This window comes from Streptomyces sp. NPDC052721 (genome assembly GCF_040678315.1).
GTDB lineage: Bacteria > Actinomycetota > Actinomycetes > Streptomycetales > Streptomycetaceae > Streptomyces.
Genome location: NZ_JBFATL010000008.1, coordinates 196,294 through 213,306, shown reverse-complemented (window position 1 = coordinate 213,306; position 17,013 = coordinate 196,294). Strand labels below are relative to the sequence as shown.

The window sequence follows — 17,013 nt, the reverse complement described above, 5'->3', positions numbered from 1 at the left end:
CCGGGTGACAGGGAACCCACGTCGCCGGCCCCTGCTCAGGCGGGCCCCACGACCAGAGCCGGAGCGGGACCGGGCCGAAACTCGGTGGGCGTTGTCAGTGGTGGTCCGTACGCTCGCGGTTGATGGCCACGACACGTGAAACCACCGACCGTTCCGCCGTACGGACCCTGCTCCGGCTGTGGCCGTACGTCCGTCCCGTACGCGCCCGGCTGTTCAGCGCCGCGTTCGTCGCGGTCGTCGCCTCCTGTACGGGGCTGGTGATCCCGCTCGTCCTGAAGTGGATGGTCGACGGGCCGGTCGCCGACCGCGACCCGGCGGGCGTATGGCTCGGCGCGCTGTACCTGCTCCTGCTCGGCATCGCCGAGGCGGTGCTGTTCGGCATACGGCGCTGGCTCGTGGCCCGGCCGCTGTCGCACGTCGAGGCGGAGATGCGCGCCGGCCTGTACCGGCATCTGCAACGGCTGCCGGTGGCCTTCCACGACCGCTGGGCGTCCGGTCAGCTGCTCTCGCGCGGCACCACCGACCTGATGCTGCTGCGCATGTTCCTCGCCTTCCCGCTGACGTTCCTCCTCGTCAACGGCGTCACCATCCTCGCCGGCCTGGTCATCATGCTGCTCCAGGACTGGGTGCTGGGACTGGTCATCCTCGGCCCCGCCGTCCCCGTGATGTGGACGTGCGTGGTCTTCGAACGGCGGTACGCGCAGGTGGCGCGGCGCGCCCAGGACCAGGTCGGCGACCTGACGACGGTGGTCGAGGAGAGCGTGCTCGGCATCCGCGTCATCAAGGGCTTCGGCCGCCACCGCAGCCAGGCGCGCGCCTTCCGGGAACTCTCCGGCCGGCTCCGGGGGACGGAGCTGCGCAAGGCGCGCCTGCTGGCCACGATCTGGGGTGTCATCGTCACGCTGCCGGAGGTGGCGATCGGGGCGGCGCTGGTGCTGGGGGTCCTTCGGGTGGCCGACGGGGAGCTGTCCGCCGGGACGCTGGTGGCCTTCCTGAGCACGGCGCTCGCCCTGCGGTGGCCCGTGGACTCGATCGGGTTCCTGCTGGCGATGAGTCAGGAGGCGGCGACCGCCACGGAACGGTACTTCGAGGTCATGGACGAGGTGCCGGAGGATCAGCTGGACGGGGACGCTCGCCCGCGCTCGCGGGGTGCCGTGCGCCGTGCCGCCGCGCCGGGACTCCGGTTCGAGAACGTGTCGTTCCGCTACCCCGACGCGCCCCCCGATTCCCCGCCCTTGCTCACCTCCGTCGACCTGCACATCCGCCCCGGTGAGTCCATGGCCCTCGTCGGAGCCACCGGCAGCGGGAAGACGACGCTCACCGCGCTCGTCCCACGGCTGCACGAGGTGACCTCCGGGCGGATCACGCTCAACGGCGTCGACATCGCCACGATGTCCCGCGAGGAACTGCGCGGCAGAGTCGCCGTGGCCTTCGAGGAACCCACGCTGTTCTCCGCGAGCGTCGGAGAGAACGTGCTCATGGGCGCCCGGGACGCCGCGGGGAAACCGGAACTCGACCGGGCCCTCGCCATCGCCCAGGCCGACTTCGCGCACGCGCTGCCGCAGGGCACCGACACCCGCGTCGGCGAGCAGGGCCTCAGTCTGTCCGGCGGCCAGCGGCAGCGCCTCGCGCTGGCCCGCGCGGTGGTCGGCCGGCCCGAGTTCCTGGTGCTGGACGACCCGCTGTCCGCGCTGGACGTGCACACGGAGGCCGCCGTGGAGGCCGCGCTGCGCCAGGTGCTCGCCGACACCACCGCGCTGATCGTGGCCCACCGTCCGTCCACGGTGCTGCTCGCCGACCGGGTCGCCCTGCTCTCGGGCGGCCGGATCGCCGCCGTCGGCACCCACCAGGAACTGCTGCGCGAGAACGCCGAGTACGCCCGTCTGATGTCCGGGGAACAGGAGGACTCCCGTTGACCACCACGACCCCCTCCACTCCCGCCGTCAGCGACGACGACCGCGACGGGCCGGCCCGCCCCCGAGGCGGAGGCGACCCGAGCGGCACCGGCGACCACTTCGACCGGGACGTCCTGCCCAGCCCGCCCGGCGCCACGGCGGCCCTGCTGCGCTCGCTGCTCGCGCCCATGAAGGCCCGGGTCACCCTCACCACGCTCCTGCTGCTGCTCCAGCAGGCGGCGGTGCAGGCGGGCCCGCTGCTCGTGGCGTACGCCATCGACACCGCCGTACCGGCGTTCCGGGACGACCGGCACGGACCGCTGTTCGCGGTCGCCGCCGGCTATCTGCTGTGCGCGCTCGCCTCAGGTGTGCTCCAGTTCGCGTTCATCGAGACCTCCGCCCGGGTCAGCCAGGACGTGCTGCTGGACCTGCGCGGGCGGATCTTCCGGCATGCGCAGGCGCTGAGCGTCGACTTCCACGAGCGGTACACCTCGGGCCGGCTGATCTCCCGGTCCACGACGGACGTCGAGTCGCTGCGCGAACTCCTCGACGAGGGGCTCCAGGAGCTGGTCACCGTCATCCTGTCCTTCGTCTACATCTCGGCGACGCTGCTCTGGCTCGATGCCGGCCTCGGCGCGGTCGCGGTGGCGTCCTTCCTGCCGCTGTATCTGCTCGTCCGGCTCTACCGGCGGCGCGCGGCACGGGTGTACGGGGCGCGGTCCACGGCCATCGCGGCGGTGATCGTGAAGTTCGTGGAGACGATGAACGGCATCCGGCCGGTGCGCGCCTTCCGCCGCGAGGCCGCGAACGACGCCGAGTTCGCCGTGCTGAACGCGCGGCACGAGCGCACGAACGGCGACTCGCTGCTGGAGATGGCCCGCTATGTGGTCGGCTCCCGGCTGGTGGCCAACACGGCGGTCGCCGGGATCGTGCTCTGGGGCGCCTACCGGGTGGCGTCCGGCTCGCTGGAGCTGGGTGTGCTGGCGGCGGCCGTGCTGTATCTGCGCCGGCTGTACGACCCCATCGACCGGCTCGGCATGTTCCTGAACTCCTACCAGTCGGCCGCCGCCTCCCTGGAGAAGATCGCCGGGCTGCTGGCGCAGACGCCGTCCGTGCCGGAGCCGCAGCACCCGCGCGAACTGCCCCCGCGGAAGAGCGAGTTCCCGGGGCGCGAGGTCGTCTTCGACGGGGTCCGGTTCGGCTACCGCACCGGCGGCGAGGTGCTGCCACGCTTCGACCTGACCCTGCCCGCCGGACAGACGGTCGCGGTCGTCGGCTCCACCGGCGCGGGCAAGTCGACCCTGGCCAAGCTGCTCGCCCGGTTCTACGACCCCTCCGCCGGGCGCGTGCTGCTGGACGGCGTGGATCTGCGCGAGCTGTCGATGCCCGAACTGCGGCGCGGCGTGGTCATGGTGACGCAGGAGGCGTTCCTGTTCTCCGGCACGGTCGCCGACAACATCGCGATCGGCCGGCCCGAGGCCACCCGGGAGGAGATCGAGCGGGCCGCGAAGGCGATCGGCGCGCACGAGTTCATCAGCGCGCTGCCCGACGGCTACGACACCGACGTCCGCAAGCGCGGCGGCCGGATCTCCGCCGGCCAGCGCCAACTGGTCGCGTTCGCACGGGCGTTGCTCGCCGACCCGGCCGTGCTGATCCTGGACGAGGCGACCAGTTCGCTGGACATCCCGGGAGAGCGGGCGGTGCAGCGGGCGATGGCGACGGTGCTGCGGGGCCGTACCGCCGTGGTGATCGCACACCGGCTCTCCACGGTGGAGATCGCGGACCGGGTGCTGGTGATGGAACACGGCCGGATCGTCGAGGACGGCCACCCGGACGAACTCATCAGCGGCACGGGCCGGTTCTCGGACCTCCACAAGGCGTGGCGGGACAGCCTGACCTGACGTCGCGGGGTCCAAGCATCTGCCGAAACCCGCTTGCCCGCGCCTGAGCGCCGGTGGCAGGGTCCCGGCCATGCCTACCTTCTCCGCGTACGACGGGACCCGGCTCGTCTACCACGTGGCCGGGGACGGCCCTCCGGTGGTCTGTCTGCCCGGAGGCCCGACGGATTCCGCCTACCTCGCGGACCTCGGCGGGCTGTCCGCGCACCGGCAGGTGATCAGGCTGGACCTCCGGGGCACCGGCCGGTCCGCGACACCGGAGGACACCGCCTCCTACCGCTGCGACCGGCTCGTCGACGACGTCGAGGCCCTGCGCGAACACCTGGGCCTGGAGCGGATGGATCTGCTCGCGCACTGCGCCGGCGCGAATCTGGCCGCGCTCTGGGCGAGCCGCCGTCCGGACAACGTCGGCAAGCTCGCGCTGATCACGCCGAGCGTCCGGGCCGTCGGCCTCACGATCACCGGTGACCTCCGGCTCCGGACCGCGCGGCTCCGCCGGGACGAACCGTGGTTCCCGGAGGCGTTCGCGGCCTTGGAGGCGATCGTGGCGGGCGAGGCCACAGCCGACCGCTGGAAGGCCGTCGCACCGTTCTCCCACGGCCGCTGGGACGAGGCGGCCCAGGCCCGTCAGGCCACCGAGGACGAGCGGATGAACCCGGAGATCGTGGCTGCCTTCGGTGCCGAAGGCGCCTTCGACCCGGACGCCACCCGCACCGCGCTCGCCCGCTTCACACGGCCCGTCCTCGTCCTGGCCGGCGAGGTCGACCCGGGAGCCCCTCCCGGCACCATGGCCGAGTTCGCGGACCTCTTCCCGGACGCCGGGCTCGTCGTCCAGCCCGGCGCCGGACACTACCCGTGGCGCGATGACGCCGACCGGTTCGCGGCGACCGTCGCGGCGTTCCTGGGACCGGCGACCGCCCCGTCGTCATAGCCCCGGCCGGGGGCTCACGCTCAGGCCACCCGCAGCAGCAGCACCGCCCGCGCCGGGACCGTGATCTCCGTCCCCGCCCGGTGCACCGTGCCCGGCGCCTGGTCCTGCTCCTCCACCGAGGTGTCCACGACCACTTCGTACCGTTGCGCCCACGGCGGACCGGGCAGCACGAAGCCGGTCGGACCGTCGCCCGCGTGCAGCACGGCGAGGAAACTGTCGTCCACGACCGGCGCGCCCCGCTCGTCGCGGCCCGGGATGTCCCGGCCGGACAGATACATGCCGAGCGTGGCGGCGGGCGCGTACCAGTCGCCCTCGGTCATCTCCGCGCCCCGCGCGGTGAACCAGGCCAGGTCGCGCAGCCCGTCCGCGGTCTGGGCCCGGCCGGAGAAGAAGGCCCGCCGGCGCAGCACCGGATGCCGGTGGCGCAGCGCGATCAGCCGCGAGGTCAGGTCGAACAGTGCCCGCCAGCCGGGCTGCTCCAGCAGCGACCAGTCCAGCCAGCTGATCTCGTTGTCCTGGCAGTAGGCGTTGTTGTTGCCGCGCTGGGTGCGGCCGAGTTCGTCGCCCGCGACCAGCATCGGCACCCCGGTGGACAGCAGCAGGGTCGTCAGCAGGTTCCGCAGCTGCCTGCGGCGCAGGGCCCGTACGCCCTCGTCGTCCGTCTCGCCCTCGGCGCCGCAGTTCCAGGAGCGGTTGTCGTTCGTGCCGTCCCGGTTGTTCTCGCCGTTGGCCTCGTTGTGCTTGGTCTCGTACGACACCAGGTCGCGCAGGGTGAAGCCGTCGTGCGCGGTGACGAAGTTGACGGAGGCGTAGGGGCGCCGGCCGCCCCAGGCGTACAGGTCGCTGGAGCCGGAGAGGCGGTAGCCCATCTCGCGCACGTCGGGCAGGGCGTGCCGCCAGAAGTCCCGGACCGCGTTGCGGTAGCGGTCGTTCCACTCGGTCCACAGGGGCGGGAAGGCGCCGACCTGGTAGCCGCCGGAGCCGATGTCCCACGGCTCGGCGATCAGCTTGACCCGGCGCAGCACGGGGTCCTGGGCGATGACCGCCAGGAACGGGGAGAGCATGTCGACGTCGTGCATCGAGCGGGCCAGCGCCGCCGCGAGGTCGAAGCGGAAGCCGTCCACGCCCATCTCGGTCACCCAGTAGCGCAGCGAGTCGGTGATCAGGCGCAGCACCTGGGGCCGTACCACGTGCAGGGTGTTGCCGCAGCCGGTGTAGTCGGCGTACCGGCGGGCGTCGTCCTGGAGCCGGTAGTAGCCGCGGTTGTCGATGCCCTTCAGGGACAGCGTGGGGCCCAGCTCGCCGGCCTCCGCGGTGTGGTTGTAGACCACGTCCAGGATGACCTCGATGCCGGCCGCGTGCAGCGCGCGCACCATCCGCTTGAACTCGCCGACCTGCTGTCCGGTCGTACCGGAGGCCGCGTACGCCGCGTGCGGGGCGAAGTAGCCGATGGAGTTGTAGCCCCAGTAGTTCCTCAGGCCCCGGCGCAGCAGGTGGTCCTCGTGCGCGAACTGGTGCACCGGCAGCAGCTCGACGGCCGTGACGCCCAGCCTGACGAGGTGTTCGACCGCGGCCGGGTGCGCCAGCCCCGCGTAGGTGCCGCGCAGTTCCTCGGGGATGCCGGGGTGCATGCGGGTGAAGCCCCGCACGTGCAGCTCGTAGATCACCGAGTCCGCCCACGGCGTCTTGGGGCGCCGGTCGTCGGACCAGTCGTCGTCATCGTGGACGACGACCCCCTTCGGGACGTACGGCGCCGAGTCCCGCTCGTCGCGCACGGTGTCGGCGACCGACTGGTCCGGCCAGTCCCGCACGTGCCCGTACACCTCCGGCGGCAGACCGAACTCGCCGTCCACCGCCCGGGCGTACGGGTCCAGCAGCAGCTTGGCCGGGTTCCAGCGGGCGCCGGTCCACGGGTCCCAGCGGCCGTCCACCCGGTAGCCGTAGCGCTGACCAGGCATCACACCGGGCACGAAGCCGTGCCAGATCTCGTGCGTCAGTTCGGCCAGCGGGATCTGCGTCTCCCGGCCGCCCTCGTCGAAGAGGCACACCCGGACCGCCTCCGCACCCGCCGCCCACAGCGCGAAGTTGGTGCCCGCGACCCCGTCCGGGCCGACCCGGAACCGGGCCCCCAGCGGGGTCGGCGCACCCGGCCACACGGCCGGGACGGGCGGTACGGCCCGCCGGGCGCCGTTCACCGCCGCCGGTTGCCCGCTCCCCGCGGGCGGCCCCCCGGCCGGTGCCCGCTGCTCGGCTGCGCTCGTCACTGCCGCCCCTCTTCCCAGTGGCTCGCCCGCGGGACGCGACCGGCCGCGCCGAGCGGCCGGGGCGTTCTCGGCACCCCGGCCACCCGGTCCGACCGCGCCCCGACGGCTCCGACGCGGGCCGGGGATCTCCTGCGGGGAGACCCCCCAACGTGTCGTCCTTCCCTCTGTTCTGCCCAGCGCGTGGCTCGCACTCACGTTTCCCCGGAGCGGGCCCGGTCGTTGAGCCTCGCGTGAGGCACGTAACTGGACGCGCACGGCGCGTGGGGGCCGCGCTGGCCGCCGCACTGACATGGGCGGGGCTGCTCGCGGGCTGCTCCATGGACGGCTCGGGCCCCCTGGGCACGGGCGGGGCGCTGGGCAAGCCCCCGGCCCCCGAGGACGTCATCCGGGTGACCCCCGACGACGGCAGCAAGGCCGTACGTCCGGGCGACCGGCTACAGGTACGGGTGCCCGGCGGGCGCCTGGAGAAGGTGACCGTGGTCAAGTCGCAGGACGCGCAGGAGACACCGGTCCCGGGGCGCATCAGCGAGGACGGGCTGACCTGGCGGCCCGACGAGGACCGGCTGGCGCTGGCCGCCAGGTACACCGTCGACGCGGTCGCGCTGGACTCGCACGGCCGCCGCTCGGCCCGGCACACCACCTTCACCACCTACGTCCCCGACCAGCGGTTCATCGCCTACGTCAGCCCCGAGAACCGCGCCACCGTCGGCACCGGCATGATCGTCTCGCTCTCCTTCAGCCAGGAGATCACCGACCGCGCCGCCGTCCAGCGCGCGGTCCGGGTCAGCGCGCGGCCCCCGGTCGAGATCCGCCCGCACTGGTTCGGCAAAGGCCGCCTGGACTTCCGTCCCGAGCACTACTGGAAGCCCGGCACCGAGGTGACCGTCGACCTGAACCTGCGGGACGTCCAGGGCGCCCGCGGGATCTACGGCCTGCAGGACAAGACGTTCTCCTTCACCGTCGGCCGCAGCCAGATCTCCGTGGTCGACGCGGCCGAGCACACCATGGACGTCCGGCGCGACGGACAGCTCCTCGCCACCGTCCCCATCACCGCGGGCGCCCCCAAGCACCCGACGTACAACGGGAAGATGGTGGTGATGGACATGCTGGAGGTCACCCGCATGAACAGCCAGACGGTCGGCCTGGGCGCCGAGTACGACATCCCCGACGTCCCGCACGCCATGAAGCTCACCGACTCCGGCACCTTCCTGCACGGCAACTACTGGGCGCCGGACGCCCCCGGCCAGGTCAACGTCAGCCACGGCTGCGTGGGCCTCATGGACGTCAAGGGCGGCAGTTCGGACACCCCGGCGGGCTGGTTCTTCGACCGCAGCCTCGTCGGAGACGTCATCGAAGTGGTCAACAGCAAGGACAGGACCGTCGCTCCGGACAACGGCCTCGGCGGGTGGAACATGGGCTGGACGGAATGGAAAGCGGGCAGCGCGGTGAAGTAACCAGGTGAGGGGGCGGGGCGCGCGCTGCGGGTGCCGGGCGGAAGTTGCGACGGAACGGTGACATTCGCCTGACACCCCGCTCAAATCCTGGCAGTTAATATGCGCGCACAATGTGGTGGGGAGCGGGCCTGACCAGGTCCGCTGGAGGGGAGAACAACGTGAACACGCGGCCTGTGGCGGGGGCGTCGGCTCGGGGGCGGCGAGGCCGTGGGGGACTGGCACTCATAGCCAGTGCCCTGGTGCTGTCGCTCTCGGCGTGCGGCGGGGGCGACGACTCGGGGTCCGGTTCCGGGAAGGGCAAGGGCGCCGGCAGCCAGAAGGGTGAACAGTCCACGGCCGCGGTCAGCATCGCGCCCGGGCCCGGTGCCACCGGCGTCGACACCAGCGGGGCGCTCAAGGTCAGCGTCGCCCGGGGCAAGCTGACCGAGGTCACCGTCAAGGACGCCAAGGGCGCGAAGGTCGAGGGCGCGATATCCGGCGGCGGCGCCTCCTGGACGCCGTCGACCCATCTGGCCGCCGGCACCAAGTACACGGTGCACGCGGTCGCCAAGGACTCCGAGGGCCGCGAGGCCGCCGAGGACTCCACCTTCACCACGCTGACCCCGAAGAGCACCTTCGTCGGATACTTCACCCCCGAGGACGGCTCCACGGTCGGCGTCGGGATGCCGTTCTCCATACGCTTCACCCGGGGCATCACCAGCCCGGAAGCGGTGGAGAAGGCCATCCGTGTCAAGACCGAGCCGGCCGTCGACGTCGAGGGCCACTGGTTCGGCAACGACCGCCTGGACTTCCGCCCCGAGAAGTACTGGAAGGAAGGCACCAAGGTCACCGTCGACCTCGACCTGGACGGCGTCGAGGGCCGCGACGGCGTCTACGGCAAGCAGCGCAAGACCGTCGAGTTCACCATCGGCCGCAACCAGGTCTCCGTCGTGGACGCCAAGAAGCACACGATGAAGGTCACCCAGGACGGCAAGGTCATCAAGACCATCCCGGTCACCACCGGCAAGCCCGGCTACGACACCTGGAACGGCCAGATGGTCATGAGCGAGAAGCTCACCGTCACCCGTATGAACGGCGAGACCGTCGGCTACGGCGGCGAGTACGACATCAAGGACGTCCCGCACGCCATCCGCCTCACCACCTCCGGAACCTTCATCCACGGCAACTACTGGGGCGGCGGCGCCTTCGGCAACTACAACGCCAGCCACGGCTGCGTCGGCCTGCGCGACGTGCGCGGCGGCTACGACAGCTCCGTCCCGGCGGCCTGGTTCTTCAACCACTCGATGATCGGTGACGTGGTGGTCGTCAAGAACTCCCACGACCGCACGGTGGCCCCCGACAACGGCCTCAACGGGTGGAACATGTCGTGGGCCGAGTGGAAGAAGTGAGCCCCGTCTGACGTAAGGGCCCGGTGCTGTGACCTACGGCACCGGGCCCCGTGCCGTTAGTGGCCGTTAACCTGACCCCCATGACCGTCACTCTCGAAGTCGCCGAAGGCGTCGGCACCCTGCGGCTCGACCGGCCTCCGATGAACGCGCTGGACATCGCCACCCAGGACCGGCTGAAGGAGCTGGCCGGGGAGGCCACGGACCGCGCCGACGTGCGCGCCGTGGTGATCTACGGCGGCGAGCGGGTGTTCGCGGCGGGCGCGGACATCAAGGAGATGCAGAACATGGACCACGCGGCGATGGTCCGGCGCTCCCGCGCCCTGCAGGACTCCTTCACCGCCGTCGCCCGCATCCCCAAGCCCGTCGTCGCGGCCATCACCGGCTACGCCCTCGGGGGCGGCTGCGAGCTGGCCCTGTGCGCCGACTACCGCATCGCCGCCGACAACGCCAAGCTCGGCCAGCCCGAGATCCTGCTCGGCCTGATCCCGGGCGCCGGCGGGACCCAGCGGCTGCCCCGGCTGATCGGCCCCTCCAAGGCCAAGGACCTGATCTTCACGGGCCGTCAGGTGAAGGCCGACGAGGCCCTCGCCATCGGCCTGGTGGACCGCGTCGTACCGGCCGCCGAGGTGTACGAGCAGGCGCACGCCTGGGCCGCGCGGCTCGCCCGGGGCCCGGCCATCGCCCTGCGCGCGGCCAAGGAGTCCGTCGACACCGGCCTGGAGGCCGACATCGACACCGGGCTCGCCGTCGAACGGAACTGGTTCGCGGGTCTGTTCGCCACCGAGGACCGCGAGCGCGGCATGCGCAGCTTCGTGGAGGAGGGGCCGGGCAAGGCCGAGTTCGTCTGACCGCCGACCGTGTGAGCGTTCCGCCGACTGCCGCGGGTCGCCTTGCAATTGACGCGTCGTCTCCTTCGGGTCCCTCGATGGGGCGGTTTATGGGAGCCTTAACGCAGCCTTAAGCCTGCCTTGTCGAGGGAGTCCGACGATTGCCAGGAAGTGAGCCGTCGCCGCAGGTCAACCGAGTTGTGTCGGACATCGACATGTCAATGGCATATGCCGATCGGAGGGTGCGGGGCGGGGGCGTGCGGGGGGCGTATTCCACCGGAACGGCCCCCAAGACGGCTCCGGACGGCCATCATGGGGGCATGGCGGGGCTGGAGGGCATCGAACAGCCGCGGGGAGACAGCCGTGCGGCCGCGGCACGCTGGTCACCCGCGGTCGAGGACGAACAGGGGCTCAAGGCGCTCGAACTGTTCGGGAACCCGACGGAGGCGGAGGTCCCGCTGCCGTCCCGCCCGGAGTCCGCGGCCACCGCCCGCCGGCTCACCCAGGTCGTCGTCCTGCGCACCTGGCGGCTCACCCCCAAACTGGCCGAGGACGCCGTCCTGCTCGTGTCGGAACTCGTCGGCAACGCCGTACGGCACACCGGCGCCCGCGTCTTCGGCCTGCGGATGCGCCGCCGCACCGGCTGGATCCGGATCGAGGTCCGCGACCCCTCGCGCGGGCTGCCCTGTCTGATGCCGGTCCAGGAACTGGACGTCAGCGGACGCGGACTGTTCCTCGTCGACAAGCTCGCCGACCGCTGGGGCGTCGACCTGCTGCCGCGCGGCAAGACGACGTGGTTCGAGATGCGGGTCGCCGACCGCTGAGGTTCGGCAGAGCCCCGTGCGTCATCTGTGCCGCGCGAAGCTCCGGCGCCAATCGCCCGATTTCTTACCAATCACCCCTTAAATGGTGCGGGTGACCTCTACCCACCGCCGTGATCTGCTCCGCACCGGCGCCGGGGTCGTCGTCGGCGGTGCGTTCGCCGCCGGGTGCGGCACCGGCCAGGCCGCGCAGCGCCCCGCCCCGGCCACCCCGGCGCCGCCCTCCGCGAAACCCCCGGCGGGACCCCACGCCTACCCCGGCCACCCCACCCAGATCACCCACGGCCCCCGCACCCGCCCCCAGGTGGCCCTCACCTTCCACGGCCAGGGGGACCCCGCCCTCGCCCGCGCCCTGCTCGACACCGCCGAACAGCGCGGTGCGCGGCTCACCGTGCTCGCCGTCGGCGCCTGGCTGGACCAGCACCCGGACCTCGCCCGCCGCATCCTCGACGGCGGACACGACCTCGGCAACCACACCCAGCGGCACATCGCCATCAACACCCTGCCCGAGGCGGAGGCCCGCCGGGAGATCACCGACTGCGCCGCGCGGCTCAAGCGGCTCACCGGCTCCATCGGCACCTGGTTCCGCCCCTCCCGTGCCCCGGCCGCCTCCCCGCTCGTCACCCGGCTGGCCCGCGCCGCCGGCTACCCGCACGTGCTGTCGTACGACGTCGACTCGCTCGACTACACCCGCCCCGGCGCCGCCGCCGTCACCCGCGAGGTCCTCGCCGGCGTCCGCAACGGATCGGTGGTGAGCCTGCACTTCGGATACCCCGACACGGTCGCCGCCCTCCCCGACGTCCTGACCGAACTCGGCCGCCGCGGACTGCGCGCGGTCACCACCACGGAGCTGCTGAGCTGATGCGAACCACGAAAGCCGTCCGCCTGCTGGCCGCCGGTGCCGCCGTCACCGCCCTGACGCTGCTCTCCGCGTGCGGCGGCGGGTCCCGCGACCACGCGGACGAGGCCGTCGGCAGCAAGGCGCCGGTCCAGCCGAAGGTGAAGAAGCCACTGGTCAACGTGTTGCCGGGGATGCCGCCCGTGGACGACCCGGCCGACCTCTACGCCGCCGACCGGCCGAACCGGCTCTCGCCCGTGGTCAAGGACTTCCCCTCCCGGGTGTACGTCCCCAACACCAACTCCGACACCGTCACCGTCATCGACCCCGCCACCTACCGGGTCGTCGAGACCATCCCGGTCGGCCGCCAGCCCCAGCACGTCGTGCCGTCCTGGGACCTGAAGACGCTGTGGGTCAACAACGACCTCGGCAACAGCCTCACCCCGATCGACCCGCGGACCGGCCGGGCCGGCGAGCCGGTCGCCGTGCACGACCCGTACAACCTGTACTTCACGCCCGACGGCAAGTACGCCGTCGTCATGGCCTCCATGGACCGCCAGCTGGTCTTCCGCGACGCGCACACCATGAAGGTCGTCAAGGCCCTCCCGGTCAGCTGCTACGGCGTCAACCACGCCGACTTCTCCATCGACGGCCGCTACTTCATCGTCTCCTGCGAGTTCAGCGGCGAGATCCTCAAGGTCGACACGGCGCGGATGAAGGTCGTCGCCCAGGAGAAGCTGCCCCTCCACGGCGCCATGCCGCAGGACGTCAAGATCTCACCGGACGGCAAGCTGTTCTACATCGCCGACATGATGGCGGGCGGGCTGTGGATCCTCGACGGCGACAAGTTCACCCGCCCCCGGTTCCTCGCCACCGGCAAGGGCACCCACGGCCTCTACGTCAGCCGCGACTCCCGCGAGATGTACATCTCCAACCGCGGCGAGGGCACCATCTCGATCTTCGACTTCACCCGGAACCGGCTCACCAAGAAGTGGCGCCTGCCCGGCGGCGGCAGCCCCGACATGGGCGGCGTCTCCGCCGACGGCAAGGTCCTGTGGCTCTCCGGCCGCTACAACTCCGAGGTCTACGCCATCGACACCCGCACCGGCGCCGAAGTGGCCCGCATCAGGGTCGGCAGCGGCCCGCACGGTCTCGCCGTCTACCCCCAGCCGGGCCGCTACTCACTGGGGCACACCGGCATCTTCCGCTGAAGCAGCAGCTCCGCGCCCACCGGACGGTACCCGGCGGCCTGGAACGCCCGCAGGCTGCGGGCGTTCCCCGGGGCGACCTGCGCCCACAGCGGCTCCGTGGCCAGCTGCCGGGCGGCGGTCACCAGCAGCCGCCCGAGCCCCCGGTGCCGGGCGTCCTCGGCCACCTCCACCGACACCTCCAGCCGTCCGGCGACCCCGCGCCCCATGACCAGCACCCCGCCGTCGGCCACCCAGGCCCGCACCTCGTCCCGGCGCCCGTGGGCGTACCGGATGCGTGGGTGGTCGGCGTCCTCGATCTCCGTCAGCGCGAGCGGGGGTTCACCCGGCAGCGGGTCGCCCACCAGTACCGCGTCGATGGTCTCCGCCCGGCGTCCGGTCCGGTCCAGGAGGGCGGTCAGGAAGCGCGGGTTCATCGTGGCCGCCAGGGGATCGCAGTCCAGGCCGCGCAGCGTCCCGTGCACCCACCGCGGGTCCTCGTCGGTGAAGACCACCGAGTGCGCGGTGAAGGACAGCACCCCGGCGTCCCGCGGTGAGGGCTGCGCGACGACCGTCGTACCGCCGTCCGCCGGCGGGAAGACACCGGCCGCCACCGCGTCGAGAATGTCCCGCAAGGTCTCCAAGGCCCGCTCCTTGAGTCTCCACCCACTGGAAGGCCCAGACTCGCAGACATGATCGAGGACGGCACCGGACTTTTCACCATCGGCGAGCTGGCCCGCGCCACCGGACTGAGCGTGCGCACCATCCGCTACTGGTCCGACGCGGGCGTGCTCACCCCGGTGACCCGGTCGCCCGGCGGCTACCGGCTCTACGACGCCGGCGGCGTCGCCCGCCTGGAGCTGATCCGCACTCTGCGCGAACTGGGCCTCGGCCTGGCGGACGTGCGCGCAGTGCTGGCCGGCGAGCGGACCGTGGCCCAGGTCGCGGCCACGCACGTGGCGGCGCTGGACGCGCAGATCCGGTCGCTCAGGGTGACCCGTGCGGTGCTGTCGACCGTGGCGCGACGCGGTTCGACCGCTGAGGAGATGACACTCGTGAACAAGCTGGCGCGACTGTCCGCCGCCGAACGGCAGCGGATCATGGAGGAGTTCGTGGCGGAGACGCTGCACGGGTTCGACACCGTGGACCCGGACATCCGGGAACGGATGCGGCGCACCGCCGTCCACCTGGCGGAGGACCCCACGCCCGAGGAGGCCGACGCCTGGGTGGAACTGGCCGAGATGCTCCAGGACCCGGAGTTCCGGGCGCAGATGCGCCGGACCGTCGAGTTCAACGCGGCCGACGGGCGGCCCGGCGAGCCGCGCGGGCGGTCGCCGTGGTTCGCCAAGCGGCTCGTGGAGCTGGTGGCGCCGGCCCGCGAGCGCGGTGTCGACCCCTCCGGGCCCGGCGCGGAGGAGGTGCTGGGCGAACTGTTCGGCGACGCCGACCGGGCCGACGTCCTGGAGCGCATGACGGCCGGCTTCGACGAGCGGGTGGCCCGCTACCGGGAACTGCTCGCCGTGGTGAACCGGCAGCCCGCGCCACCGCACGCCGAGGACTTCGCCTGGGTGGTCGCCGCACTCCGCGCTCGTGCGGGCCGTTAATCTGACCAGCGTCAGTACGCCAGCACGGCATGAGAAACACGACCAAAAGGGGCGGATCGGTGGCGGACATCGAGGAAGCACGCAAGCAGTTCCAGCGGATCGACGCGGACGGTGACGGATTCATCACCGCAGCGGAGTTCAAGTCCGCCCTCGCGCAGCAGGGTGACTGGAACGTCACCGAGACGGTCGCGGAGGCCGTCATCAAGACCCGCGACCTCAACGGCGACAAGGTGCTGTCGTTCGACGAGTTCTGGGCCTACCTGAGCAAGTGACCCGCCGGCGACAGGGGGTGCCCGCCCCGAGCGGACCGGGCGCCCCCTTCGTCATACCGTCACACCGTGCGCCGGATCCGCACGCTCCAGCGCCAACGGCAGATCGAAGCACGTGCCGACACGGTCGCCGGTGAGCACCGACGCGACCGGCCCCGCGGCCGGCACCCGTCCGTCGCGCGACAGCACGGCGTGCGTGGTGCCCGCCGGCAGCTCCTCCAGATGGTGGGTGGCCAGTACCGTCGCCAGCGCCGGGTGAGCCGCCCGCAACTCCTCCAGCGCCTCGGTCAACTGCTCCCGATGCGGAATAGTCCAGGGTTCAGCGAGGTTGACCCGGGAACATTCGCATGCGTGTGCATAGATCATCCGGAGGGTCAGCCATGAAGATCGGCATCATCGGCGCGGGGAACATCGGCGGCAACCTCACCCGGCGGCTCACCGCCCTCGGCCATGACGTCTCCGTCGCCAACTCCCGTGGTCCCGAGACGCTCCGCGACCTCGCGGCGGAGACCGGCGCCACCCCGGTCCGGGCCGAGGAGGCGGCCAAGGGCGCCCAGGTCGTGGTCGTCACCGTGCCGCTGAAGGCGGTCCCGGACCTGCCCGCCGGCCTGCTGGACGGCGCGGCCGAGGGCGTCGCGGTGATCGACACCGGCAACTACTACCCGCGGCAGCGGGACGGCCGGATCGCGGCCATCGAGGACGAGGGCCTCACCGAGAGCCGCTGGACCGAGCAGCACCTCGGCCACCCGGTGATCAAGGCGTTCAACGGCACCTACGCCCAGGACATCCTGGACCGGCCCCGCCCCGCGGGCGACCCCGAGCGCATGGCCCTCCCGGTCGCCGGCGACGACGAGGCGGCCAAGCGCATCGTCCGCGACCTGATCGACGAACTCGGCTTCGACACGGTCGACGCCGGCACCATCGCCGACTCCTGGCGCCAGCAGCCCGGCACCCCGGTCTACGGCCTCCGCGCCGGCACGGAAGCGGTACGCAAGGCCCTCACGGAGGCCTCCCCGGAACGCCCGGCGGACTTCCGGGGCTGACCCTGGTGAGGCGAGTGGGGACCATGAGCCCGTCACGCGCTCGTGGCCCACTCCTTCAGTGCCGCCCTGCTCGCGAAGTTCGCCACGTCCTTGTCGTGCGGTTCGCTGGTGTACTGGTGGAACCGCCACCTGGCCTTGATGCGGGGCTTGCCCGCGGTGACGTAGTCGGCGATCCACAGCCCGTCCCCGGCATAGGACGTGGTGTCGATGTTCAGCCAGAAGTGGCGGTTGCAATAGAGCACCACCCGGTTGTCCGGCCGTAATTCCTTGAGTTTGCGGATGAAGCGGTCCTTCTCCGCGTTGCTCGCGTGGGTGCCGTCGCCGGTGGTTTCCCAGTCGACGGCGAGGAGGTCGCCGCGGCGGTCCGGGGCGTGGCTGAGGAAGTACTCGGCCTGGGCGGTGAGGTTGCCGGGCCACAGGAAGTGGTAGAAGCCGACGACCAGGCCCGCGTCGCGTGCGTGCTTGGTCTGGGCGGCGAGTCTGGGGTTGACGTACGAACGGCCTTCCGTCGCCTTGATGAAGACGAAGGAGAGACCGTTCGTCGCGTAGGAGGAGGACTGGTAGGCGCTTACGTCGATGCCATGCAGCATGTGA

Annotated in this window: 15 protein-coding genes and 1 pseudogene; 12 read left to right on the top strand and 4 right to left on the bottom strand. The window is 72.0% G+C overall.

Annotated elements, in window-relative coordinates; genetic code table 11:
- Positions 1 to 122 precede the first annotated feature (122 nt).
- The 3 genes from AB0L21_RS11400 to AB0L21_RS11390 all read left to right on the top strand — a co-directional run bounded on the left by AB0L21_RS11400 (position 123) and on the right by AB0L21_RS11390 (position 4,724).
- Positions 123 to 1,916, top strand: coding sequence for an ABC transporter ATP-binding protein (locus AB0L21_RS11400; RefSeq protein WP_365783500.1), 1,794 nt, complete (start codon positions 123 to 125; stop codon positions 1,914 to 1,916).
- On the top strand, positions 1,913 to 3,796 hold the full coding sequence (locus tag AB0L21_RS11395; RefSeq protein WP_365783498.1) for an ABC transporter ATP-binding protein: 1,884 nt from the start codon (positions 1,913 to 1,915) through the stop codon (positions 3,794 to 3,796). Before AB0L21_RS11400 ends, AB0L21_RS11395 begins: the two co-directional genes overlap by 4 nt.
- A gap of 70 nt (positions 3,797 to 3,866) precedes the next feature.
- Entirely contained in the window at positions 3,867 to 4,724 is an 858-nt protein-coding gene (locus AB0L21_RS11390; protein WP_365783496.1) for an alpha/beta hydrolase, read from the top strand.
- Between the two features lie 20 nt (positions 4,725 to 4,744).
- Here AB0L21_RS11390 and glgX read toward each other — a convergent pair whose 3' ends face one another.
- Positions 4,745 to 6,988 carry a glycogen debranching protein GlgX gene (gene glgX, locus AB0L21_RS11385; protein ID WP_365707836.1) on the bottom strand — a complete coding sequence of 748 codons (2,244 nt, stop codon included), beginning with the start codon at positions 6,986 to 6,988 and terminating at the stop codon, positions 4,745 to 4,747.
- A gap of 230 nt (positions 6,989 to 7,218) precedes the next feature.
- Between glgX and AB0L21_RS11380 the strand changes: the two genes are divergently transcribed.
- The 6 genes from AB0L21_RS11380 (at position 7,219) to AB0L21_RS11355 (ending at position 13,527) form a co-directional block, all read left to right on the top strand.
- Entirely contained in the window at positions 7,219 to 8,442 is a 1,224-nt protein-coding gene (locus tag AB0L21_RS11380; RefSeq protein ID WP_365707834.1) for an Ig-like domain-containing protein, read from the top strand.
- A 158-nt stretch (positions 8,443 to 8,600) separates the two neighbouring features.
- Positions 8,601 to 9,830: an Ig-like domain-containing protein gene (locus AB0L21_RS11375; RefSeq protein ID WP_365783494.1), complete on the top strand. Its 1,230-nt coding sequence runs from the start codon at positions 8,601 to 8,603 to the stop codon at positions 9,828 to 9,830.
- 80 nt (positions 9,831 to 9,910) lie between these two features.
- Positions 9,911 to 10,678 carry an enoyl-CoA hydratase-related protein gene (locus tag AB0L21_RS11370; protein ID WP_365783493.1) on the top strand — a complete coding sequence of 256 codons (768 nt, stop codon included), beginning with the start codon at positions 9,911 to 9,913 and terminating at the stop codon, positions 10,676 to 10,678.
- A gap of 194 nt (positions 10,679 to 10,872) precedes the next feature.
- Positions 10,873 to 11,481, top strand: coding sequence for an ATP-binding protein (locus AB0L21_RS11365; RefSeq protein WP_365707828.1), 609 nt, complete (start codon positions 10,873 to 10,875; stop codon positions 11,479 to 11,481).
- A gap of 82 nt (positions 11,482 to 11,563) precedes the next feature.
- Entirely contained in the window at positions 11,564 to 12,340 is a 777-nt protein-coding gene (locus tag AB0L21_RS11360; RefSeq protein ID WP_365783491.1) for a polysaccharide deacetylase family protein, read from the top strand.
- Complete coding sequence (locus AB0L21_RS11355) at positions 12,340 to 13,527, top strand: YncE family protein (protein ID WP_365783489.1); 1,188 nt, start codon at positions 12,340 to 12,342, stop codon at positions 13,525 to 13,527. The genes AB0L21_RS11360 and AB0L21_RS11355 overlap by 1 nt, the downstream gene beginning before the upstream one ends.
- Here the strand turns inward: AB0L21_RS11355 and AB0L21_RS11350 are convergent.
- The gene (locus AB0L21_RS11350) at positions 13,494 to 14,147 is read right to left on the bottom strand and encodes a GNAT family N-acetyltransferase (protein ID WP_365783487.1); all 654 of its coding nucleotides are present in this window, start codon (positions 14,145 to 14,147) and stop codon (positions 13,494 to 13,496) included. The two genes, AB0L21_RS11355 and AB0L21_RS11350, sit on opposite strands and share 34 nt — an antisense overlap.
- Before the next feature lie 48 nt (positions 14,148 to 14,195).
- Between AB0L21_RS11350 and AB0L21_RS11345 the strand changes: the two genes are divergently transcribed.
- Positions 14,196 to 15,107, top strand: coding sequence for a MerR family transcriptional regulator (locus AB0L21_RS11345; RefSeq protein ID WP_365783485.1), 912 nt, complete (start codon positions 14,196 to 14,198; stop codon positions 15,105 to 15,107).
- A 59-nt stretch (positions 15,108 to 15,166) separates the two neighbouring features.
- Positions 15,167 to 15,379 (top strand): EF-hand domain-containing protein, encoded by a 213-nt coding sequence (locus AB0L21_RS11340; RefSeq protein ID WP_014675107.1) that lies wholly within the window; start codon positions 15,167 to 15,169, stop codon positions 15,377 to 15,379.
- Positions 15,380 to 15,430: 51 nt separating this feature from the next.
- On the opposite strand, the pseudogene AB0L21_RS11335 reads toward AB0L21_RS11340, so the two are convergent.
- Positions 15,431 to 15,685 (bottom strand): annotated as a pseudogene (locus AB0L21_RS11335) (ABC transporter ATP-binding protein); the annotation flags it as partial.
- 71 nt (positions 15,686 to 15,756) lie between these two features.
- Here AB0L21_RS11335 and AB0L21_RS11330 point away from each other — a divergent pair.
- Positions 15,757 to 16,419, top strand: a complete 663-nt coding sequence (locus tag AB0L21_RS11330; RefSeq protein WP_365707820.1) for an NAD(P)-binding domain-containing protein — start codon at positions 15,757 to 15,759, stop codon at positions 16,417 to 16,419.
- A 32-nt stretch (positions 16,420 to 16,451) separates the two neighbouring features.
- On the opposite strand, the gene AB0L21_RS11325 is transcribed toward AB0L21_RS11330, so the two are convergent.
- The gene (locus AB0L21_RS11325) at positions 16,452 to 17,009 is read right to left on the bottom strand and encodes a glycoside hydrolase family 25 protein (RefSeq protein ID WP_365707818.1); all 558 of its coding nucleotides are present in this window, start codon (positions 17,007 to 17,009) and stop codon (positions 16,452 to 16,454) included.
- Positions 17,010 to 17,013: the final 4 nt, after the last annotated feature.

Bases quoted from the DNA above. Each gene is read 5' to 3' on its own strand.
- AB0L21_RS11400 (WP_365783500.1), top strand. From the start codon at position 123: ATGGCCACGACACGTGAAACCACCGACCGTTCCGCCGTACGGACCCTG.
- AB0L21_RS11390 (WP_365783496.1), top strand. From the start codon at position 3,867: ATGCCTACCTTCTCCGCGTACGACGGGACCCGGCTCGTCTACCACGTG.
- AB0L21_RS11370 (WP_365783493.1), top strand. From the start codon at position 9,911: ATGACCGTCACTCTCGAAGTCGCCGAAGGCGTCGGCACCCTGCGGCTC.
- AB0L21_RS11365 (WP_365707828.1), top strand. From the start codon at position 10,873: ATGTCAATGGCATATGCCGATCGGAGGGTGCGGGGCGGGGGCGTGCGG.
- AB0L21_RS11360 (WP_365783491.1), top strand. From the start codon at position 11,564: ATGGTGCGGGTGACCTCTACCCACCGCCGTGATCTGCTCCGCACCGGC.
- AB0L21_RS11355 (WP_365783489.1), top strand. From the start codon at position 12,340: ATGCGAACCACGAAAGCCGTCCGCCTGCTGGCCGCCGGTGCCGCCGTC.
- AB0L21_RS11345 (WP_365783485.1), top strand. From the start codon at position 14,196: ATGATCGAGGACGGCACCGGACTTTTCACCATCGGCGAGCTGGCCCGC.
- AB0L21_RS11330 (WP_365707820.1), top strand. From the start codon at position 15,757: ATGAAGATCGGCATCATCGGCGCGGGGAACATCGGCGGCAACCTCACC.
- AB0L21_RS11325 (WP_365707818.1), bottom strand. From the start codon at position 17,009: ATGCTGCATGGCATCGACGTAAGCGCCTACCAGTCCTCCTCCTACGCG.